The sequence below is a fragment of the Enterococcus thailandicus genome, from assembly GCF_001886265.1.
GTDB lineage: Bacteria > Bacillota > Bacilli > Lactobacillales > Enterococcaceae > Enterococcus_B > Enterococcus_B thailandicus.
Map to the genome: position 1 here is coordinate 26,617 of NZ_JXLE01000017.1, position 22,728 is coordinate 49,344.

Annotated in this window: 20 protein-coding genes and 2 pseudogenes; 19 read left to right on the forward strand and 3 right to left on the reverse strand. The window is 35.7% G+C overall.

Annotated elements, in window-relative coordinates:
• Nucleotides 1–107: 107 nt before the first annotated feature.
• From rpmH to mnmG, 6 genes are all read left to right on the forward strand, one after another.
• Nucleotides 108–242: a 50S ribosomal protein L34 gene (rpmH, locus tag RV17_RS10925; protein ID WP_002293121.1), complete on the forward strand. Its 135-nt coding sequence runs from the start codon at nt 108–110 to the stop codon at nt 240–242.
• A gap of 117 nt (nt 243–359) precedes the next feature.
• Nucleotides 360–716 (forward strand): ribonuclease P protein component, encoded by a 357-nt coding sequence (gene rnpA, locus RV17_RS10930; protein WP_071869229.1) that lies wholly within the window; start codon nt 360–362, stop codon nt 714–716.
• Nucleotides 713–1,534, forward strand: a complete 822-nt coding sequence (locus RV17_RS10935; RefSeq protein WP_067483668.1) for a YidC/Oxa1 family membrane protein insertase — start codon at nt 713–715, stop codon at nt 1,532–1,534. The genes rnpA and RV17_RS10935 overlap by 4 nt, the downstream gene beginning before the upstream one ends.
• 14 nt (nt 1,535–1,548) lie before the next feature.
• Nucleotides 1,549–2,313, forward strand: coding sequence for an RNA-binding cell elongation regulator Jag/EloR (gene jag / locus RV17_RS10940; RefSeq protein ID WP_071869230.1), 765 nt, complete (start codon nt 1,549–1,551; stop codon nt 2,311–2,313).
• A gap of 456 nt (nt 2,314–2,769) precedes the next feature.
• Nucleotides 2,770–4,167, forward strand: a complete 1,398-nt coding sequence (gene mnmE / locus RV17_RS10945; protein ID WP_067483672.1) for a tRNA uridine-5-carboxymethylaminomethyl(34) synthesis GTPase MnmE — start codon at nt 2,770–2,772, stop codon at nt 4,165–4,167.
• A 14-nt stretch (nt 4,168–4,181) separates the two neighbouring features.
• Nucleotides 4,182–6,077 (forward strand): tRNA uridine-5-carboxymethylaminomethyl(34) synthesis enzyme MnmG, encoded by a 1,896-nt coding sequence (mnmG, locus tag RV17_RS10950; RefSeq protein WP_071869231.1) that lies wholly within the window; start codon nt 4,182–4,184, stop codon nt 6,075–6,077.
• 76 nt (nt 6,078–6,153) lie between these two features.
• Here mnmG and RV17_RS10955 read toward each other — a convergent pair whose 3' ends face one another.
• Nucleotides 6,154–7,317 carry a site-specific integrase gene (locus RV17_RS10955; RefSeq protein WP_002341119.1) on the reverse strand — a complete coding sequence of 388 codons (1,164 nt, stop codon included), beginning with the start codon at nt 7,315–7,317 and terminating at the stop codon, nt 6,154–6,156.
• A gap of 84 nt (nt 7,318–7,401) precedes the next feature.
• Nucleotides 7,402–8,004: a helix-turn-helix domain-containing protein gene (locus RV17_RS10960; RefSeq protein WP_002341120.1), complete on the reverse strand. Its 603-nt coding sequence runs from the start codon at nt 8,002–8,004 to the stop codon at nt 7,402–7,404.
• A gap of 256 nt (nt 8,005–8,260) precedes the next feature.
• Between RV17_RS10960 and RV17_RS10965 the strand changes: the two genes are divergently transcribed.
• Both RV17_RS10965 and RV17_RS10970 read left to right on the forward strand, forming a co-directional pair.
• On the forward strand, nt 8,261–8,521 hold the full coding sequence (locus RV17_RS10965) for a helix-turn-helix domain-containing protein (RefSeq protein ID WP_002341121.1): 261 nt from the start codon (nt 8,261–8,263) through the stop codon (nt 8,519–8,521).
• A gap of 338 nt (nt 8,522–8,859) precedes the next feature.
• A complete protein-coding gene (locus RV17_RS10970) occupies nt 8,860–9,579 on the forward strand; it encodes a hypothetical protein (RefSeq protein WP_034689715.1) in 720 nt (239 codons plus the stop codon).
• Nucleotides 9,580–9,601: 22 nt separating this feature from the next.
• Here RV17_RS10970 and RV17_RS13610 read toward each other — a convergent pair.
• Nucleotides 9,602–9,858, reverse strand: a pseudogene (locus RV17_RS13610) (helix-turn-helix domain-containing protein); the annotation flags it as partial.
• 166 nt (nt 9,859–10,024) lie between these two features.
• On the opposite strand from RV17_RS13610, the gene RV17_RS10980 reads away from it, so the two are divergent.
• The 11 genes and pseudogenes from RV17_RS10980 to ychF all read left to right on the forward strand — a co-directional run bounded on the left by RV17_RS10980 (nt 10,025) and on the right by ychF (nt 22,707).
• Nucleotides 10,025–10,390, forward strand: coding sequence for a zinc ribbon domain-containing protein (locus RV17_RS10980; RefSeq protein WP_002341124.1), 366 nt, complete (start codon nt 10,025–10,027; stop codon nt 10,388–10,390).
• Between the two features lie 36 nt (nt 10,391–10,426).
• On the forward strand, nt 10,427–10,756 hold the full coding sequence (locus RV17_RS10985; RefSeq protein WP_002341125.1) for a hypothetical protein: 330 nt from the start codon (nt 10,427–10,429) through the stop codon (nt 10,754–10,756).
• A 654-nt stretch (nt 10,757–11,410) separates the two neighbouring features.
• Nucleotides 11,411–11,710, forward strand: a pseudogene (locus RV17_RS13830) (hypothetical protein); the annotation flags it as partial.
• A gap of 490 nt (nt 11,711–12,200) precedes the next feature.
• Nucleotides 12,201–13,796, forward strand: coding sequence for a type I restriction-modification system subunit M (locus tag RV17_RS10995; RefSeq protein WP_071869232.1), 1,596 nt, complete (start codon nt 12,201–12,203; stop codon nt 13,794–13,796).
• Nucleotides 13,786–14,967: a restriction endonuclease subunit S gene (locus RV17_RS11000; protein ID WP_071869233.1), complete on the forward strand. Its 1,182-nt coding sequence runs from the start codon at nt 13,786–13,788 to the stop codon at nt 14,965–14,967. The genes RV17_RS10995 and RV17_RS11000 overlap by 11 nt, the downstream gene beginning before the upstream one ends.
• A 13-nt stretch (nt 14,968–14,980) precedes the next feature.
• Nucleotides 14,981–18,130: a type I restriction endonuclease subunit R gene (locus RV17_RS11005; RefSeq protein ID WP_071869234.1), complete on the forward strand. Its 3,150-nt coding sequence runs from the start codon at nt 14,981–14,983 to the stop codon at nt 18,128–18,130.
• 889 nt (nt 18,131–19,019) lie between these two features.
• Complete coding sequence (gene rsmG, locus RV17_RS11010; protein WP_067483709.1) at nt 19,020–19,733, forward strand: 16S rRNA (guanine(527)-N(7))-methyltransferase RsmG; 714 nt, start codon at nt 19,020–19,022, stop codon at nt 19,731–19,733.
• A gap of 11 nt (nt 19,734–19,744) precedes the next feature.
• Nucleotides 19,745–20,512, forward strand: coding sequence for a ParA family protein (locus tag RV17_RS11015; protein ID WP_067483676.1), 768 nt, complete (start codon nt 19,745–19,747; stop codon nt 20,510–20,512).
• Nucleotides 20,499–21,389 (forward strand): ParB/RepB/Spo0J family partition protein, encoded by an 891-nt coding sequence (locus RV17_RS11020; RefSeq protein ID WP_067483678.1) that lies wholly within the window; start codon nt 20,499–20,501, stop codon nt 21,387–21,389. Before RV17_RS11015 ends, RV17_RS11020 begins: the two co-directional genes overlap by 14 nt.
• 17 nt (nt 21,390–21,406) lie before the next feature.
• Entirely contained in the window at nt 21,407–21,598 is a 192-nt protein-coding gene (locus tag RV17_RS11025) for a DUF951 domain-containing protein (RefSeq protein WP_067483680.1), read from the forward strand.
• A gap of 8 nt (nt 21,599–21,606) precedes the next feature.
• The gene (gene ychF, locus RV17_RS11030; RefSeq protein WP_067483682.1) at nt 21,607–22,707 is read left to right on the forward strand and encodes a redox-regulated ATPase YchF; all 1,101 of its coding nucleotides are present in this window, start codon (nt 21,607–21,609) and stop codon (nt 22,705–22,707) included.
• Nucleotides 22,708–22,728: the final 21 nt, after the last annotated feature.

Here is a 22,728-nt window from a genome sequence, read left to right on the forward strand (position 1 = left end):
TAAGAGAGTTAATATTATTTTATATTGACAAAACAGCATTCTAGTCGGTATACTATCAAAGTATGTCTGTGTTTATAATTAGATAAGAAATTTTGGAGGTGGAATACATGAAAAGAACATACCAACCAAATAAACGTAAACGTCAAAAAGTTCACGGATTCCGTAAACGTATGAGTACTAAAAATGGACGTCGTGTTTTAGCAAGCCGTCGTCGTAAAGGAAGAAAAGTTCTTTCAGCTTAGGCCACTGGGGTTTCAGTGGTTTTTTTTATGCCCTTTTTTAGGGAAATGATGAACTGATAACAGTAAATATGGTATGATGGTTCACGTAAGTGAGAGATAGAAAAGGAAAGAAAACTAATGAAAAAAGCGTATCGAGTAAAAAAAGAACGAGAGTTTCAAGCCGTCTTTAAAACAGGGGCTTCCTTTGCTAACCGTAAGTTTGTTGTTTACCGATTAGATAAAAAAGACCAACTTCATTTTAGAGTAGGACTTTCAGTAGGTAAAAAAGTTGGAAATGCAGTCTCCCGCAATGATGTAAAAAGAAAGATTCGTGCAGCGATTTATTCTTTTAAAGATGAAATCGATCCAGAATTAGACTTTATTGTAATTGCAAGACCAAGTGTTGAAGGACTGACTTACGATGAGATTCGCTCAAATTTAGTCCATGTCTTAAAGCTTGCAAAAATAATCGATAGAGAGGTAACGAGTACGTGAAGAAATACAAACGTTTACTTTTGATGGCTGGCATAATTAGTTTAGTTGTCATCTTGTCTGGTTGTGGAACTGGAGAAGTGAGTGCACAAAGTACAGGAATTTGGGATCGCTACATTGTTTATAATTTTGCTCAAGCGATTAAAGGCTTATCATTTGGGAATGCTGGAATCGGGATTATTCTATTTACATTAGTGATTCGGGTAATTTTATTACCATTAATGCATTTTCAAACAAAAAGTATGCGCAAAACACAAGAAGTTCAACCGAAATTAAAAGAGCTACAACAGAAATATTCTTCTAAAGATCCTGAGACTCAAAGCAAATTGAGAGAAGAACAACAACGGCTTTACGCTGAAAATGGTGTAAATCCATACGCTGGATGTCTTCCTTTGTTGGTACAAATGCCAATCTTGATGGCATTATGGCAATCAATTTCTCGTGTACCAGAATTAAAACAGGGACATTTTCTTTGGCTTAATTTAGGTGAAGCAGATCCAACATTTATTTTGCCAATTTTAGCTGCAATTTTTACTTTTGCAAGTACTTACTTATCTAGTATGAGTCAAATTGAGTCAAACCCAACAACAAAAATTATGAGTTTTGCTATGCCAGTGATGATTTTAGTTATGGGTGTTAACTTAGCAAGTGGTCTTTCATTATACTGGGTAGTTTCAAATGCCTTTCAAGTTGTTCAGACATTGTTGATTAATAATCCGTTTAAGATCCGTAAAGAACGTGAAGAAGTAGCAATGAAGATTCGTGAAAAAGAAAAAGCGTTGAAAAAAGCCACAAGTCCTAAGAAAAAACGTAAAAAATAAGGGAGGTAATGCTAATGCCGATTTATAAAGCTGCAACAGTAGATGAAGCCATTCAAAATGGTTTGAATCAATTAGGTTTGACTAAAGATCAAGTTGAACTTGAGATACTTGACGAAGGAAAAAAAGGTTTCCTTGGAATGGGCCGTAAAGATGCTCAAGTGTCTATTGAGCCCTCTGTTAGTGAAACTATTTCAGAAGTAGTGGAAGAAACAGTTGAAGACGTTCTAGAAGAAACTCCTGTAGAAATCACAGTGATTGATGAAATTGAAGTAGAGTCAGAAGAAAGTTCAGTAGAACAAGAATTAAGTGACTTGGATGATGAAGCAGCTTTAACGGAATTGGCACTTTATCTTACTGAAATTTCTAAACATTTGGACGCGCCTGCTCTGGTAAAAATGGAGAGAGAAGCAAACTTAGTTGTTTTTCACTTAGAAACACAAAAACAAGGAATTTTAATTGGTAAACATGGGAAGACACTGAATGCTTTGCAGTATTTAGCACAAGTATTTATCCATCGGGTGGCTACAAACAAATTATCAATTGTTGTTAATGTAGGAAACTACCGTGAAAAGCGCCAAGAAATTATTCAGCGTTTAGCTGAGCGAACAGCTGATAAAGTCATTCGTACAGGTCAGCCAGTATTTTTAGAACCAATGCCGGCTTTTGAGCGAAAACAGATTCATGCAGCACTAAGTAAAAATGACGGAGTAAAAACACACTCTGAAGGTGAAGAGCCTTATCGATATTTAGTTGTTGAGCCAGCAAAAAGATTCTATTAAAGTGAAATAAAAATCAAAAAGGAAATGTCACAAGTCAGTTGACTTGTGACATTTCCTTTTTTGTTTCTATTTTTGTTTCTATATATATAAGATAATAAAGAAAAAAGAACACTAAAATAATTTTTTTATGGCTAAATGGTGTGAAGAAATAAAATCAGATTGACAAAATTTTTTAAACCAAGTATATTTTACTAGAAATCATTCTTATCGAAGTATACGATCGTAGTAGTCTAACTTTGATAAAAAGAAGTACAAGGCATTTGCTTTGTACTTTTTTGCTTAAAAATAAGGTTAGAGACTAGTCAATCAAAAGAACTTGATTCATTTTTAGAAATGTGATAGTCTATGACAAGAATTTAATCAAGAACAAGCAGTCAAAGTGCTAAGTTCACCTTTTTATGTAAAGGGTGGAGTGGGCGCTTTTTTTGTGCGTAAAATTAAAGGAGAAGTGAAAAAATGGCTGAAATTACTTTGGAGTTTGACACAATCGCAGCAATCTCAACGCCACCAGGTGAAGGTGCAATTAGTATTGTACGCTTGAGTGGTGATCATGCAGTTCAAATTGCCAATAAAGTTTATCGTAGTGGAACAAAAACTTTACTCGAAGTACCTAGCCACACGATTCATTATGGTCATATAGCTGATCCAAAAGATAATCATCTAGTGGATGAAGTGATGGTCTCAGTAATGTTAGCACCGAAAACTTTTACTCGTGAAGATGTGGTTGAAATTAATTGTCATGGTGGGATTGTTGTAGTCAATCAGGTACTTCAGCTTTTACTTAGAGAGGGTGCGCGTCTAGCGGAGCCAGGAGAATTTACAAAGCGTGCATTTTTAAATGGACGGGTGGATTTGTCACAAGCAGAAGCTGTCATGGATTTAATTCGTGCAAAAACAGATAAGGCAATGGACCTAGCAATTAATCAATTAGATGGAAATCTTTCTTCATTAATTCGTGCATTGCGCCAAGAAATTTTAGAAACGTTAGCACAAGTTGAAGTCAATATTGATTATCCAGAATATGATGATGTTGAAGAAATGACAACTAAATTATTACTTGAAAAAGCGCAAATGGTTCATCAAAAAATTGAAGAGCTATTGGCAACTTCAAAACAAGGAAAAGTTTTACGAGAAGGGCTAAGCACAGCAATTATTGGACGCCCTAACGTAGGGAAATCAAGTTTGCTAAATCATTTATTGCGAGAAGAAAAAGCAATTGTAACTGATATTGCCGGAACGACACGTGATGTGATTGAAGAATATGTCAATGTTCGGGGGGTACCTTTGAAATTGATTGATACAGCTGGAATTCGTGAGACGGATGATGTTGTAGAACGAATTGGTGTAGAAAGAAGTAGAAAAGCTTTGTCTGAATCTGATTTGATTTTATTAGTTTTAAATCAAAGTGAAGCTCTAACAGCAGAAGATGAACAATTATTAGAAGCAACCAGTGGATTAAAGAGAATCATTCTTTTAAATAAAACTGATCTACCCGCAAAAATTGAACTAGATAAACTAGCAACATTTATTAATCATGAACCTGTTTTTCCAGTTTCAGTCACAAACAATGATGGTTTGGATCAATTAGAACTTGCTATTACTGAACTGTTTTTCGGTGGGAAAACAGGCGAGAAAGATGCAACTTATGTTTCAAATACGCGACATATCGCATTATTAGAAAAAGCAGCTATTTCATTAGATGAAGTGGTCACAGGAATAGAGGCTGGTATGCCTGTTGATTTAGTTCAAATCGATATGACACGTTGTTGGGACTATCTTGGAGAAGTAGTTGGAGATAGTGTCCAAGATGAATTGATAACACAGTTATTTAGTCAATTTTGTTTAGGAAAATAGAGGAGGAACATCTTTTGAATCAATATCAAGCAGAGTCGTATGATGTCATCGTTGTTGGAGCAGGGCATGCTGGATCTGAAGCAGCGTTAGCCTCGGCTAGACTAGGATCGAAAACATTGCTATTAACAATTAATTTGGATATGGTTGCATTTATGCCTTGTAATCCATCAGTAGGCGGACCAGCTAAAGGAGTGGTTGTTCGTGAGATTGATGCTTTAGGCGGAGAAATGGGAAAAAATATTGACAAAACGTACATTCAAATGAGAATGTTGAATACCGGAAAAGGACCTGCAGTTCGTGCTTTGCGCGCACAAGCTGACAAGCATGCCTATGCCTCAGAAATGAAACATACCATTGAAAAAGAACCTAATTTGACGCTACGACAAGGAATTGTTGAAGAAATAATTGTTGAAGAGGGTGTTTGTCGTGGCGTCGTTACCTCTACAGGCGCACGTTATAGCGCGAAAGCTGTTGTTATCACAGCTGGAACAGCTCTTCGTGGTGAAATTATTATTGGTGAATTAAAATATTCATCAGGTCCAAATAACTCACAGCCATCAGTAGGCTTAGCCAATAATCTAAAGGAATTAGGGTTTAAGATTGAACGATTTAAAACAGGAACACCACCACGTGTAAAATCAAGTACAATTGATTATTCAGTCACAGAAGAACAACCTGGTGATGAAAAACCTAATCATTTTAGTTTTAGCACACCTGATAGTGCATATAAAATTGATCAAGAGCCTTGTTGGTTAACTTACACTGGTGAATCAACGCATCAAATTATTCGTGACAATTTACATCGTGCACCGATGTTTACTGGAATTGTTGAAGGTGTGGGCGCACGTTACTGCCCTTCAATTGAAGATAAAATTGTTCGCTTTGCTGATAAACCACGTCACCAATTGTTTTTAGAGCCAGAAGGATTAAATACAGAAGAAGTATACGTCCAAGGGCTATCCACATCGTTACCAGAAGATGTTCAAGTAGATGTATTGCATTCAATTGCTGGTTTGGAAAAAGTGGAAATGATGCGTACGGGATATGCCATTGAGTATGATGTCATTGAGCCACATCAATTACGTCCAACACTTGAAACAAAAGTAATTGAAAACTTGTATACAGCTGGTCAAACAAACGGAACAAGTGGGTATGAGGAAGCGGCAGGTCAAGGTCTGATTGCTGGAATCAATGCATCATTAAAAGTCCAAGAAAAAGATCCTTTCGTAATTAAACGTAGTGATGGCTATATTGGTGTGATGATTGATGATTTGGTGACAAAAGGAACAAATGAACCTTATCGTTTACTTACTTCTCGTGCCGAGTATCGTTTGATTTTACGACATGACAATGCAGATTTACGTTTAACTGAAATGGGCCATCAAATTGGATTAGTAAAAGAAGAACAATATGATTCTTACCTATCGAAGAAAGCAGCGGTTGAGCAAGAAATCAAACGATTAATGAGCATTCGAATTAAGCCAACAGAGGAAGTCCAAGCTTTCTTGAGTAGCATTGAAGCAGCACCATTAAAAGATGGTGTCTTGGCAAGTGATTTCTTGAAACGTCCAGAGATTTCTTACGCAGATTTGTTAAAATTTATTCCAGAAAATGATGCACTGACACATAAAGAAATTGAACAAGTTGAAATTCAAATTAAATATGAAGGTTACATCAAAAAAGCCATGGAAAAAGTTGAAAAATTAAAACGTATGGAAGCTAAAAAAATTCCAGAAAATATCGACTACGCAGCAATCAATGGTTTAGCTACAGAAGCAAAACAAAAATTGCAAAAAATTCAACCTGAAACGATTGCGCAAGCGAGTCGAATTAGTGGTGTAAATCCTGCCGATTTGAGTATTCTGATGGTGTATATCGAACAAGGGAAGATTGCGAAAGTGCAGGCTTAAAGCATTGATACGAAAGGACTCATGTTAAAAAATGAGTCCTTTTAGTATACGCTGACTCCGTTTTTGACTCCGCCTATCAAGCGTTCATATAAGAATCGAATAATTGGACTGTCTCCTCTTGTCGATTTGTCGATACTTGGATATAGATATCCATGGTTGTTTTGGATGAAGAATGTCCGAGTCTATTCTGTACATCTTTTACTTGTGCACCCGCTTCAAATAGCAAGGTGGCATGAGTCTTTCTAAAACCGTGAACTTTGATTATTTTCATATCAGGGAACTTCCTAGCTACTTTACTCATTACATGATTAGGGTAGCCCTTATACAGGAAGTCCCTTTTTTTATTTGCTTTAATAGTGCTGATAACAGGTACATCATCTATATTATCGATTCTGATACCTCTAGAGAGATTCTTTTTTATGACGGTACGTTTCCACTTCTTAAGAATAGTCAAAGTCCCGTCGTCTATTGTGATTGTTCTCTTAGATGACTCTGTCTTTGTAGGATTGATACATAGAGAGCCATCAGATAGCTCTACTAGCGTTTTATTGAACTGCACAGTCTTTTTATCAAAGTCGATGTCTTTCCACGTCAGCCCCAGTATTTCCCCCTTCCTAGCTCCTGTATAAGCAGCTAGTCTAAAAAATGCTAGAGCACGATCATCTTTCAGCTCTTGCAAGCAATCAAAGAATTGTCGAAGCTCTTCTTTTGTGTAAAACTCCGCTTCGATCTCAGCAGAGTCATGATTAGACTTAGGTGTAATGGTACGTTCCATGGGATTGGTCTTGATCACGCCAATCAATATACCGTAGTTGAATACCTGTGAAGTGTAACTCTTTATTTTCTGGTAAGAATGATACTTCATTGACCATTCAGTTAGTATTTTTTGACATGTAGCAGGAGTAATAGCCTCTAACTTCATTTTTCCAAAAGAGGGAAGAATTTGGTTCGTGAAGTGATTCTTGATCCGTTGTTCTGTTGTGTTTCGAATATTTTTAACGTGTTGGCTCATCCATAGATCATATAACTCACTGAATGTCTTGATAGAGTGTTGACTTATTCCATTAGATTCGATTTCTAACTGGAATCGAGCCAAGTCTAAAGAGGCTTCTTTTTTTGTTTTGAATCCTCTACGTGTCGTCCGTTTTTCTTTACCTGTCATCGGGTCTTTGCCCATGTAAACTTTGTAAAGCCAAGCTGTGGTGCCATCGCTTTTTTTGTATTGTTGTATAGTTGGCATTGTAATTCCTCCTTGAAGAAGCCATAGAAGCCCGCTGAGAGCTTATTGGCTATAAAGGAAAATCATTGCATCCCACCTTTCAAATTAATTTTCTAAATAATTACGAATTGATTTCAATAAAGAATCTATGCCTTTGTGTGATAAACTTTTCTTTTTTATTTTTGATAATGAACTTTTTAGATCATCAGGTAGTTCTACTATGTCTTGTTTGGATAACGCATCTTCCATGGTTAACATAAAAGAGTCAAAAACGTGCTTTAATTGTGAGTAGATTAATAAATTTCTTCTAGCATAGTCGTTAACCACTTGCTTGACTATATCTGTTCTTGTTTCTGTCGTAGCCTTCTCGTATCGTTCAAATAAACTTACATTGTTTGCACAGTGGTTCGTGTAGAAACTCTTTAACTGAGTGTAGATTGAAGAGTCTATTGTTGATAAAGACAATATATATTCTTCTATATCTCCGTATACAATCCATTCCACAGTTGTTTTACCTAAAAGAGCAATCCATTCAAGACTATCATCGCTAGGAAATCTTTTTCCTGTTTCCCAGTTATAAACCGCTACTTTGGTTGTTCCAATCAATTGACCAAATTGTTCCATCGTACAATCGAAATTTTCACGTATAGCTTTGATTCTCTTACCGATAGCAGATTTGTCAAAGAAATAATATTTGTGTTCTTTCATATTCATCACCTGTATTTACGATAGCATATTACTGTTTACTTTGTAAACAATATTTTTTTGACATGAATTTTTTTATGTTATATAATATTTTCAATAAATAAGGGTTTGGGTGAGACAGATTAGGGCTATTGACAAAAAACAATAGCCCTATTTTTGTGCGTTTTTTTATAAAAAACAGGCTTGCGTAGTAAACGGTATGAGTATATTATGTTGGCATGGAAGTTGTTCTTTTAATTGATTTTTAGGAGGTTTTTTTATGGAGTTGTTAGTAAACACTGACGGGCTGTTAGAGGAAATGAAAAAAGAGATAAGCATTATATTTGAATCATGGAATCAAGATAGTTCTCGGTATAGAGAGTATTTGACTACGGAGGAGACTAAAGCTTATTTAGGGGGGATATCTACTAATAGCTTGACTAAGCTAAGAAGAAAAGGTTTAAAACGGGTTACTATAGATGGTTTATGTCTTTATAAAAAAACTGATATCATTCAGTTTTTAGATGAAAATAAGTATTAGGTAACTGATGAATCAACCATTTATAATTGATCAAATGAATATGTTTTCTTAAAAACAAAATAAGGGCTTTTAAGACCTTGGGGCTATGCGCCCCAAACCCCCACAATCTTTCAGATTGACCGAGGGAGGGGCAGAGCCCCTCCTGAGTATAATAGTTTTTTGATATATGTATATAAATTAAATATTTAACTAGGTATTTATCTCATATTTTAATAACAGAAGTGATATTTATATATGTATGAAGTTACTAAATTAAATATTGTTCTTATTAATTATTGACCTTTTCATAATTACTAGGGGCGAAAAAACATAAAAACAGACAGAAAGTAGGTAAAAAAATGAAAAAAAATATTACTAAGATAGATACAGGACGATTCCAAGATATCATTTGGAAAATAAAGAAGACAAAAAAAGGTAAGTGGGTTCTCAAACATCTTATTTCACTTTTTCTCCCATATCAACGTTGGGACAGAGAGACTATAAAGGCGGAATTTGATTATAGTTTATTCTATGAGTTAAACAATGGAAAAAAGCGGTATAGTACTTTAAGTTACGGACTTTCTTATGAGGACTTTCTTTTAAAGGATTGTTCAGAAAGTGAACTTGAAATAAAAAGAATCTTATCAAATTCGCAACGTGCAACAAAAGACAGGTTTTTCGAAATGGAACTTAACATGAAAAGGCGAAGTCAAAAAGATCGAGAAAAGGAATTTGAAAAAAGATATGGCAATTTATCAATTGAGATGCAAGAATGGATTAAAAAAAATCATTTATCTAGTATAAGTAGATATGAGGAGAGACTGTCTACAGTTAGTACACCAGACAATGTATCAATCGGTGTTCTTTCTGACAATGTATCTAGTCACCAAAGAAATATAGAAATGAGAGAGGACATTATGAATGGATTAAATACAAAAGACATTATACTTCTAACAGATATAGTAACAATGGTACCAGAAAAAATCGCAAAAAAACAAGGTATAAAACTGGAGTCAGCCAACAGACAAATTGCTCGATTGCATAATAAAGTCATCAATATACTAAAAGAAAGTGCTTAACATTTCGTAGTAAGCTCTTTCTTTAAGCAAATTCATTTCGTTCAAATTCTTGCTTTTTTAATAATTTCATATAATCAATTGTTCTCTCTCTATCATGGGGGCTGAGCGATCGATACAAGGTCACAAAGTCTTCCTCCGTTTAATCATCTCTTCATCTAGAAAATGGCTTACAGGGGTTCCTAGGGCTCTAGAAAGAGCTGTTAAGCTATCAAGGTTAGGTTCTGTTACAGAATTTTCCCATCTTGCTACTGCCTGTTGTGTAGAGAAGATTTTTTCAGCGCAATGTGTAAGTTCGTGGCAAACAGGGAGAACGATTCCTAAACCCTATCAAATGAAAATGCTTTCTGAGATATTAAGTGTACCAATGAATGAGCTGTTTTCTGATGTATTTAATAAAGTAAACAGTTAACTAATAAACAATTGAATGTTTTTAGGAGGAGAAGACATGTATTGTAGAAAATGTGGCAAAGAAATAACAGATGAAAGTAAGTATTGCCAGTTTTGCGGAGCACTACAAGAAACAGATGAGACAACCGGAGCAGACGCAGTAAAGAAAAGTACTGAGCAGACAATTAATGAAATGAAGGAACAAATCGTACATGGACAAGAGACAGGGAAGCTGTATTTGATTATTGGTTGGGTTTCTACGGTGGTATCGTTGGTATTCGTTCCTGTTGCGTTTGGTGCCGTAGCTGTTATTATGGGGTACTTATATCGAGATAAAGATGAAAAAATGGGTACGGTTTTGATGATAGCAGGGATAGCCGGAGCAATCTTGGGTGTACTTTTAGGGATGTCAACGGGTTACTGATGAGAGAAAATCATTTTGGAGATAGGAGATAAAAAAATGAATAAAGTAAATATGGATAAGAAATTTGTCATTATAGGTATCGTTGTATTGGCTATTATTATAAGTATTATTTTCTCAAGAATGACAGGCTCATCTAATTTAGAGAAGTCATCTAAACCATTGGTAACACAGATTTTACAAGAACAGTACAACTTAAATCGTTCTTGTGACGACGTGACTATCACTCATGAAAATGGTGATAACACGTACCGAGCTAAAGCTACGTTAGACAATGGAAGTGCTATCAATATAAATATCGAGTACTATCCAAAGAAAGACCGTGTATATGTAGAGATACCATATACAGAGGTGTTAATGCTAAATTGATATGAAATTTATTTAGCCTCTTTATTATGCATATTGTCCCAAAAGAAACTCTCAAAACTACAATCTTACTAAAGATTTTTGTTTGATTTCCTATAAATAAAATACTAATAAAGATGAGAAGTAAATGTTATAATAATTAATGTAAAGTTTTTAAAAAAGCTTTAAAAGAGGAGTCTTGTGATGAAAAAGAGTTATTTAAAAATAGGTATGTTTTTGGTCATAGGAACCATACTAGTTCTTCAATTATCGGGGTGTAGAAATAAAGATAAAGATTTTTATGGATATTGGTCAGGAACTGAGGATGGGCTCCCTATAGCTTATGATTTTAAAATAACTAAAGACAAAGTAATAGAACTAAAAGAAAATGATGAATTGGTGGACTATAAGTATACTCTAAAACATGAAAAGATAAATACAGGTTCATATAGTGTAATAAAAATATCAAAAGATGAATTAGTTAAAGGGATACCGGAAATAGAACAAACTACTGGGGAAAGTAAAGTATCGATTATGCGTATGGAAGGTGAGAAGGATAAACTAATGTTGATGGCAACATTGAACGGGAAATTCTCAACAGCAGTTCTTTATAGAACTTCAAAAGATAAGAGTCCGATTGGTAAGATAGAAAAGGAAAATGATATAATATCGAAACAAACAACAGATGAAAAAATTGATTCATTCATAAAAACGTATACGGCTATACCACCTACTTGGAAACTTGTAAATGAAGATAAAGGAATCACGATAAATACTGATACAGAGATTTCTACAGATGCTCAATCTTTATCAGATTTATTAGCCAACCTAACAGGAATCAGTAATGCGGTGACAGAGCAAGTTGGTAAAGATGTTCCACTTAGGTTACTTGAAAATGGGAAAAAAGATTATTCTGTGGTATTTAAGAACGGACAGGTAACTGATTACAACGAAGTATTTAAAAAAGTTATTGAATAATGATTCTTCCATCTTTTTCATTCATTTACCCTACCCCGTTGTTATATGACCGTACTTATACATCTCCAGTAGCTTAGGATAAGCTACTGGGGGTGTTTTTTTTTTTCGGATTTGGATCCCGACTATATTTATTTGTATCTGAAATGAAACGGAGATAGTTTCATTAAACGTTGATATATAAGTGTTTTCAGGTAGTGATTTTAGTGAAAAAATTTTTAAGAAATTTGTATATTTTATACTACTAGACAGTACTGTTTTTTTATGAAAAAATCATATGTAATTGTTTCATATGTATCTGAAATGGTTCTAAAGATAACTATGTAGAAATATAAAAAATAAGTTAACGATCAGTCTAAGTTATATCAAACAACGTTAGGCTCCTTTCACGTAGTTTATTAGCAAGAATAAGTTTTTTTCTTTTTCTAAAAGGGAGTATGCTAAAATAATAGGGTATATAGCAACTTTAAATAAGAGATAGGAGTGTATCTTTTTGGGTGCAGAATTAAATCAAAAATTATTTAGTGCGGCAGATAATCTCCGTAGTAAAATGGATGCGTCAGAATATAAAAATTATTTATTGGGGCTGATTTTCTATAAATATTTATCCGACCGTTTGTTGGAACAAGTGGTTCTTTTAGCAGATGAATCCTTAGAGGAATATGACACAGTAAGCAAACAAACAATGTTGTATCGTGAATTACTTTCAGATGAAGAATCAAAAGAAGATCTGATTGCCACAATCGTTGATATTTTGGGGTATGCGATTGCGCCAGAGTATCTTTTCAACGTCTTAGCGGATCAAGCAAAACAAGCAACGTTCCAATTGAATGATTTAAATAAAGCCTTTGTGCAATTGGCATCTACCTACAATCAATTTAATGGGTTATTTGATGATGTGGATCTCCAATCAAAAAAACTAGGGACAGATGAGCAACAACGAAATGTGACGATTACCGAAGTCATTAAGAAATTGAATGACGTGGAAGTTTTAGGTCACGATGGGGACGTGATCGGGGATGCTTATGAATTTCTGATCAGTCAATTTGCTTCAGAAGCAGGGAAGAAAGCCGGAGAATTTTACACGCCTCATATGGTTTCTGATATGATGGCACAAATCGTGACGTTGGATCAAAAAGAAAGTCGGTTCTTTAGTGTTTTTGATCCAACGATGGGTTCAGGTTCATTGATGTTAAACGTACGTAGCTACTTAACTCACCCAGGTAACGTTAAATATCATGGGCAAGAATTAAATACAACGACATACAATCTAGCAAAAATGAACTTGATTTTACATGGGGTAGATGCCGAAGAAATGAATCTCCGCAATGGGGATACGTTGAATAAGGACTGGCCAACAGATGAACCTTACACATTTGATGCAGTAGTGATGAACCCACCCTATTCAGCAAAATGGTCAGCAGATACGACCTTCTTAGATGATTCTCGGTTTAATCGTTATGGAAAATTAGCACCAAAATCCAAAGCAGATTTTGCGTTTCTTCTTCATGGGTTCTATCATTTGAAGGAAACGGGTACCATGGCTATCGTCTTGCCACACGGAGTTTTATTCCGTGGCGCTGCAGAAGGGATCATTCGTCAAAAATTACTAGAAGACGGCAGTATTTATGCTGTGATCGGTATGCCTGCGAACTTATTCTTTGGCACGTCGATTCCAACGACGGTTATTGTATTGAAGAAGAATCGTCAAACTCGCGATGTATTATTCATTGACGCTAGTCGAGAATTTGTCAAAGGAAAAAATCAGAATAAATTATCGGAAGAAAACATTCAAAAAATCCTCGAAACATATGCAGAGAGAAAAGACGTAGATAAATATGCTCATTTGGCAACCTTTGATGAAATCAAAGAAAATGACTATAACTTAAATATCCCACGCTATGTCGATACGTTCGAAGAAGAAGAACCAATTGATATGGTTCATGTCGGAAATGACATCAAGAAGATACGACAAGAACAGCAAGTGCTAGAAAAAGAACTTTTAGAAGCTATCTCTTCCCTGCAAACAACACCTGAAAATGAAGCGTGGTTGCAAGGTGCGCTGGAGGTGTTCAAACATGAGCAATAATACACAACCAGAAATCCGTTTCCCAGGATTTACGGAAGATTGGGAAGAGCGTAAGTTAAATGAGTTAGCAGAGTTCAATCCCAAATCAGACTTGCCTGAAAGATTCGAATATGTTGATTTAGAATCTGTGGTTGGAACAGAGTTGGTCGGACATAGAACGGAAAATAGATATTCCGCTCCTTCAAGAGCCCAACGCTTAGCTAAAAAAAATGATGTGTTTTATCAGACAGTGCGCCCTTATCAAAAGAATAATTATCTCTTTGACTTACCTTATGATAACTATGTTTTCTCAACAGGTTATGCACAAATGAGACCTATAGGTAATGGCTACTTTCTTTTGACTCTAATACAAGAAGAAAAATTTGTAAATAGAGTTTTAGAAAGAAGTACAGGAACAAGCTATCCAGCTATAAATTCAAATGATCTTGCAAAGTTACCTGTTAAAGTACCAGCTGACATTCAAGAACAACAAAAAGTCGGCACTTTCTTTAAACAGATTGACAATACCATCACCCTTCATCAACGTAAGTTAGATTTGCTGAAGGAAACGAAAAAAGGATTCTTACAAAAAATGTTCCCTAAAAACGGAGCAAAAGTGCCAGAAATTCGGTTTCCTGGATTTACGAAAGATTGGGAAGAGCGGAAATTGGGAGATGTTTTCTCTGAACGATCAGAACGTAGTAGTGAGGGAGAGCTTATCTCGGTTACAATTAACTCAGGAGTTATAAAGGCAAGTGAACTTGATAGAAAAGATAATTCTAGTGATAATAAATCAAATTACAAGAAAGTTGAAGTTGGTGATATTGCGTATAATTCAATGCGGATGTGGCAAGGCGCAAGCGGATATTCTTCTTATGAGGGGATTCTAAGCCCTGCATATACTGTTATTATTCCTAAAGAAGGAACTGATTCAAAATTCTTTGCGTATGATTTTAAGCGATATGACATGATTCAAACATTCAAGAGAAATTCACAAGGCCTGACATCTGACACATGGAATTTGAAATTTCCAACACTAAAATTAGTCAAGATAATGGTTCCTAGCATTGAGGAACAGAAACAGATTGCTGCATTTTTTGAGAGGCTTGATAATACTATTGCCCTTCATGAGCGCGAATTAGATGTACTAAAAGAAACGAAAAAAGGCTTCTTGCAAAAGATGTTTGTTTAGGGAGGGAAGAAGAATGAAAATTAGTCACCGTGAGGAAGCGGAAGTCGAAGAACAGTTGATTCGTGTACTTGGAGAAGGGCATAATCAGTGGACGTATCGTCCGGATCTAAAATCAGAAGAAGATCTTTGGGTTAATTTACGTCAAAAAATCATCTCAAACAATCAAGCGGAACTGAATGATTCTCCTTTGACCGATAAAGAGTTTGAAACGATCAAAACCGAATTATTGCTACGGACGAAAACCCCATTTGATGCTGCGAAATGGTTAAAAGGTGAAAATGGGATGGCTCGGATCACGATTGAACGGGAAGATTCGCAATTAGGTTCTGTCTCACTTATCCTTTATTCCAATCAAGACATTGGTGGAGGAATCTCTACTTATGAAGTGGTCCATCAAATTGCAAAACGTGGAAGTAACATAGAAGCACGGGATCGACGTTTTGACGTCACCTTATTGATCAATGGATTACCGATTGTTCAAATCGAGTTGAAACAAGTAACCGCAAAAGATGGTTTTCATCAGGCCTTTAACCAAATCAAAAAATATGCAGAAGAAGGCATGTTTCGGAACAATATCTTTTCGACCTTACAGTTGTTTGTGGTTTCTAATGAACAAACGACTCGGTATTTTGCAAATGCCTTACCGAAAGACTTGCACCCTAAGTTTTTATTTAGTTGGCGAACGAAAGACAATGAAAAAGTAGAAAACTTATATGAGTTTTGTAAACAAGTGCTAAATATCCCGGATGCCCATCGCTTGATTGCGGATTATACGATTGTCAGTGAAGATCAAGACAATAAAACCCTCATGGTGTTACATCCTTATCAAGTTCATGCGATTCAAGCCTTGTTTATTGCCGCAAATAAACATCAATCAGGGTATGTGTGGCATGCGACTGGTTCAGGAAAGACGTTGACTAGTTTTGTATCTACTAAGCTTTTAGCGCGAAAATCGGGGATCGATCGAACGATCATGTTAGTGGACCGCAAAGATTTAGATAATCAGACCACCGCAGAGTTTACGAAATTTGCTTCGGAATTTAATACTGGGATTTCTTCCGGGAACGCCAAAGCGAATAGCTTGATCGTGGGAACAGGAAGTGCCAAAGAGTTAAGTGAAACCCTGTTGGCAGATGCCAATGCAAATGTTGTGATTATTACAACCCGTCAAAAGCTAGATGCGGCGTTGAAATATGCAAAGAAACAAGAAGAGAAAAAAGGAACCAATCGCTTCCAAAAATTAATGGGGCAACATATCGTGTTTGTAGTAGATGAGTGTCATCGAGCATTAAGTGCTGAAAATATGGAAGAAATCAAAAAAATGTTTCCGAAATCCACTTGGTTTGGCTTTACAGGTACACCGATTTTCCCTGAGAATCGGAAACAAGCCAAAGGGCAATTGGCACGTACGACCCATGATCAGTATGGAGAGGTCTTGCACACCTATACCATCAAGAATGCGCTAGAAGATGGCTCGGTTTTAGGATTTCAAGTAGAGCATGAAAACACCGTGGAGCCGACTTCATTAGAGAATAAAATCTATCGGAAATTAAAAGAAGTAGAAACATATGCAGAGTATTCACCGGAACAGATCAATCGTATGATTGATCAAATGGAGCCGGTTAAAAAAGAAAGTTATTTGGACCCTACTGTTTTTGAATCAGATGAACATATCCAAAAAGTCATTCATAAAATGTTCCGTCCAGACAATGCCTATACAAAATTTGATTTTCGAAATGGCCGTCCAACGAAGTCTGCGATCTTAACCACGAGTTCCATTGACATGGCCAAAAAGTATTATCGAGCGATCAAAGAAATGACGAAAGAACCTGACTGGTTAACAAAAGAGTTTCCTAATCAGCCCATTCGTGAAGGAAGAACGATGGAGGATCCTGATTTTCCACGAATCGCTATTACCTATTCATTAGAAGAAAACAGCCGAGATTCAAGTGTCCAACAAGAAGAAATGCAAAAAATTATTGAGGAATATAATCAGTATTATGATACTTCCTGGTCATTAGCAGACATTGAGCGTTATAACGGAGACATCAATAACCGTTTGGCACGAAAAAGAGCGGAATTCAAACAATTTGGGAAACAAATCGATTTAGTAATCGTAGTGGATCGTCTATTGACAGGTTTTGACGCACCTACGATTCAAACCCTATTTGTGGATCGTAATCTAGAGTATGCAGGATTGATTCAAGCTTTTTCACGTACGAACCGTACGTATCCTGAAAAGACAAAAGGATTGATTGTGACGTTTCGTAAGCCAGCGACAATGGAGAAGAATGTCGAGGATGCGACAAAACTGTATTCAGAAGCAAAAGAAGAATCGGGTTTGATTTATCCAAGTTATCAGGAATCCAAAAAAAGATTCAAGCAAGCATATGGTAAGTTAAAGGAGGTTTCATCCATGGAATCCATTGATGAACATACGCCACTTGAAATCCGTATCGAGTACGTCAAAGCATTTCAAGAATTGAATCGTGCGTATGAATCGTTAGTGACTTATGACGATTACAATGATGACATGGTGAAATCTCCAACTTTGAACAATCAAATTCAACTTTTGGAAGAACAAATTGGCGTGTACGAGACCGTGAAGGGTTCATTAATAGAGGAAGAACCAGAAAAAGAGGGAGAAGATTTTTCAACGATCGAATTTTATAGTGAAAATACCACGAAGTTGTATGATATTGATTCAACTTATATTGATCAATTACTAGGAACTTATGCTGCGAATAGTTCAGATGCACGAGAAGAAATTGAAAAAGCTTTGGCTAAATTGAATAAAACAGAAGGAGTCAAAGAAGTTTACCGACAAATTTTAAATGCATTTGATGTGGGGACTTTAGATAGTAATGAAGATATCTTTGTCATTAAACGTCGCTATTTTACACAAGCAAGTGATGATTTGATTCATGCCTTTTCCAATGAGTGGTTTGTCTCTGAGAAAGAATTACATGCTTCTAATCTGCAATATATGCTAGGTGAAGATCCAATTCCTAATATGAAAGCAATTATCTACAGTAAGGATTACGAAGGATATAAAGCCAAACATCCAGAAGCGAAGCCATTTAAATACACACAAGAAATGAAGCGAGCATGGCGTAAAATGTTAGATGATGAGTTGATTCCCCTTGAAAATGAATTGAGGTAAACGAGAAGAGTTAAGAAAATTGTACGATTCAAAGATGGTAGTAAAGTGGAAGTGTAGAAAATAGGGGTAGAGGCATTCTGCAGTTGCAGGATGTCTTTTATTTGTTCACATTTTATAACGAAGTATTTAAGACAGCTATTGAATAATGTTTCCTCCACCTTTTTCATTCATTTACCCCACCCCATTGTTATATGACCGTGTTTCGAGAGGAACCTATAAAAAGCATAGGCTAACTAGGGGTTCCTTTTTCTTTTGTTTTTTTGGAATCCGCTTAAGTGAAATGTATCTGAAATGAAACGGAGATAAAGTGATTTTTTGTTGTAATGACAAGGTTTTAGCTGTTTCAGATACCATGTAACCCAAAATAGTTTATTGAGAAAATAGGAGAGTATTTGATACTAACTAGTAGGAAAAAATGAGATAAAAAGTAAATGGAATCATTTCAGGTAATCTCAAATAAAAAAATATACAGTCCTGTGGCACTTTACCTATGGGACTGTATATTTTTTACTCTCAGCGGGCTTGTTTTGACTCCGTGTCTGACTCCGTCGTATTGATTTTAAATGATATTTGATGACCATTTAACAGGTCATTTTTGAAATTTTTGTCTCTATATGACTCAGTTTGATAATTATTGATAGATCAATTTGGGTCTATATCGAACAAGGGAAGATTGCGAAAGTTAACGCATCTGCCCAATAAATTTTTAAAATAAAAAGAGAACTTGAGCTGTAATAATTTATATACTTGCTCGAGTTCTTTTTTGTTCGTTTTTTAGTGCGAATTTTTTTAAGATTGTCCAAGGAAGCATTGCAAGAAAAAGAAAATTGCGTTAAAGTAGGAGAAGATTCTGTGAAACAATTTCTGTTTCACAATGAAAGGACTAATTATGACACCAGAAGAATTTCGCCAAGCATTAGCAGAAAAACAAATTCATTTATCAGATCATCAGATGGAGCAATTTACCACGTATTTTAAAACACTAGTTGAGTGGAATGAAAAAATGAATTTAACAGCTATTACAGATGAAAATGAAGTGTATTTGAAACATTTTTATGATTCACTGACACTGGCTTTTGAAGTTGACTTTACCGAGAAGCTTTCTTTGTGTGATGTTGGATCAGGCGCAGGCTTTCCAAGTATTCCATTAAAAATTGTTTTTCCAGAGCTACAAATTACAATTGTTGACTCATTAAATAAACGAATTACTTTCTTAACAGAATTAACTAACTTATTAGGTATTAGTGCTTCTTTATACCATGATCGCGCAGAAACATTTGGGCAAAACATAGAATTTCGTGAATCTTTTGACTTAGTTACTGCAAGGGCTGTTGCTAGATTAAACGTATTGGCAGAATTATGTATGCCACTAGTCAAGTTAGGTGGTCATTTTTATGCATTAAAAGCTGCTAAAAGTGAAGAAGAATTGACTGAAGCAAAACATGCAATTGCTATCTTGGGTGGTAAATTTATCAAGGAGACAGCAGTTGATCTGCCAAAAATTTCGGATCAACGTCATATTCTTACTATAGAAAAGAAAAAAGTCACACCAAAAAAATATCCAAGAAAACCTGGATTGCCTAATAAGCAACCCATTAAGTAGGAGGAGAAGAGATGGCACAAATTATATCTGTTGCAAACCAAAAAGGTGGAGTTGGTAAAACGACAACTACAGTTAATCTAGGTGCTTGTCTTGCTAGCCTAGGAAAAAAAGTACTCTTAGTTGATATGGATGCGCAAGGAAATGCTACTAGCGGTGTGGGTGTCCGAAAACCGGATGTTAAGCAAGATATTTACGATGTATTGGTGAATGAATTGCCAATTGCAGAAGCAACGATTGTAACAGAACATGAAAATTTAAATATCGTGCCTGCTACTCTCCAATTAGCTGGAGCAGAAATTGAATTAACTTCTATGATGGCTAGAGAATCTCGATTAAAAGGTTCTTTAGCAGAAGTAAAGAATCAATATGATTATATTTTGATTGATTGCCCGCCTTCTTTAGGCCACTTAACAATCAATTCGTTTACTGCTAGTGATGCAATTTTAATACCTGTCCAGTGTGAGTATTATGCTTTAGAAGGCTTAAGCCAATTACTTAATACCGTTCGTTTAGTACAAAAACATTTTAACCCCGACTTAGAAATTGCTGGCGTTTTATTAACGATGTATGATGCAAGAACGAACCTTGGGACAGAAGTTGTTGAAGAAGTTCGTAAGTATTTCCGTGAAAAAGTCTATGATACGATTATTCCAAGAAATGTTCGTTTATCAGAAGCACCAAGTCATGGTCTACCAATTATTGACTACGATCCACGTTCTCGAGGAGCAGAAGTTTATCAAGCATTGGCAAAGGAAGTGGTTGATCGTGAAGAAAAATAAAGGCCTAGGTCGAGGAATCAACGCGCTATTTCAAGATTTAGAAAATTTAGAAAGTGTTGATGTAAAAGACGAAGCAGTTATTCAATTACCTTTGAACGAGCTACGTCCTAATCCTTATCAACCACGAAAAACGTTTGAAGAAGTATCTCTACAGGAGCTAGCTAATTCAATTGAACAATCGGGTGTGTTTCAACCAATTATTGTTAGAAGATCTACGGTAAAAGGGTATGAAATTATCGCTGGTGAGCGACGTTTTCGTGCTTCAAAATTAGCTGAAAAAGAAACAATTCCAGCAATTGTACGAGAATTCAATGAAGAAGCAATGATGCAGGTTGCTGTTTTAGAAAACTTGCAACGAGAAGATTTAAATCCTTTAGAAGAAGCAGAAGCTTACGAAATGCTGATGAAAAATTTGAATTTGACACAAGCAGAAGTAGCCAGCCGTTTAGGGAAAAGTCGTCCTTACATTGCGAACTACTTACGATTGTTGTCTTTACCAGATCTAGTGAAGGAAATGGTTCAAGATCACCGTTTATCAATGGGACAAGCTAGAACCTTATTAGGTCTAAAAAATAAAGATCTTATTTTGAAATTAGCTAATCGTGTAGTATCTGAAAACTTAACTGTTCGTCAATTAGAACAAACAGTGTCTGAATTAAATCAAAATGATGGGAAAGAAAAGAAAAAAATCCCACGTTTGGCAAAAGAAAAACCTTATTACATTCGTGAAAGCGAAGATCGTTTGATGGATAAATTTGGTACGAGTGTTGCAATTCAAGAAAAAGATGGCAAAGGAAAAATTGAAATTGAGTATCTTTCACAAAACGATTTAACAAGAATTCTTGATATTCTTAACATTCAATTTGATGAAGAGTAGAAACAGGAGGCTATTTTATGTATGATTTAGGCGATATTGTTGAAATGAAAAAACCTCATGCTTGTCAAACAAATCGTTGGGAAATCATTCGTATGGGAGCAGACATCAAAATTAAATGTGTGAACTGTGGCCATATCGTGATGATGACACGTCGCGATTTTGAAAAAAAACTAAAAAAAATACTTGAAAAAAAGGCAAAGAAAGAGTGAATTAATTTATGGCATTGACTGCTGGAATCGTTGGCTTGCCCAACGTAGGAAAATCAACTTTATTTAATGCAATTACAAAAGCTGGAGCAGAAGCAGCGAACTATCCTTTTGCAACAATTGATCCAAACATTGGAATGGTTGAAGTACCAGACTGGCGTTTACAACGCTTAACAGAACTTGTACAACCGAAAAAAACTGTACCAACGACATTTGAATTTACTGATATTGCCGGTATCGTTAAGGGCGCAAGTAAAGGTGAAGGATTAGGAAATAAATTTTTAAGCCATATTCGCCAAGTAGATGCAATTTGTCATGTTGTTCGTTGTTTTGATGACGATAACATCACCCATGTTGAAGGTCGTGTAGATCCTTTAGGCGACATTGATACAATCAACTTAGAGTTGGTTTTAGCTGATTTGGAATCAATTACTAAACGTTATACACGTGTGGCTAAAGTAGCAAAAACAAAAGATAAAGAAGCTGTGGCAGAGTTAGCTGTGTTGGATAAAATCAAACCAGTTTTAGAAGAAGGCCGTTCTGCCCGTTCAATCGAATTTACGGAAGAAGAACAAAAAATCGTTAAGAGTCTATTTTTACTGACAACTAAACCTATTTTATATGTGGCGAACGTATCAGAAGATGATGTTGCTGATGCAGAATCAAATCATTATGTTCAAGAAGTGCGCAATTTTGCAGCAGAAGAAAATGCTGAAGTTATCGTAGTTTGTGCCCGAGCAGAAGAAGAAATTGCTGAACTAGATGAAGAAGACAAAGCAGAATTCTTAGAAGCTTTAGGAATTGAAGAATCTGGTTTAGATCAATTGATTCGTGCAGCCTACGGATTACTTGGATTAGCAACTTATTTCACAGCAGGTGAGCAAGAAGTGCGTGCTTGGACTTTCAGAAAAGGAATCAAGGCACCACAAGCAGCTGGAATTATCCATACGGACTTTGAACGTGGCTTTATTCGTGCAGAAACAGTTTCATTCGATGATTTGAATAAATATGGAAATATGCATGCAGCTAAAGAAGCTGGACGTGTTCGTTTAGAAGGTAAAGAGTACATTGTACAAGATGGAGACGTTATGTTGTTCCGTTTTAATGTATAAAAGGGCTATCATAGTTTGCTA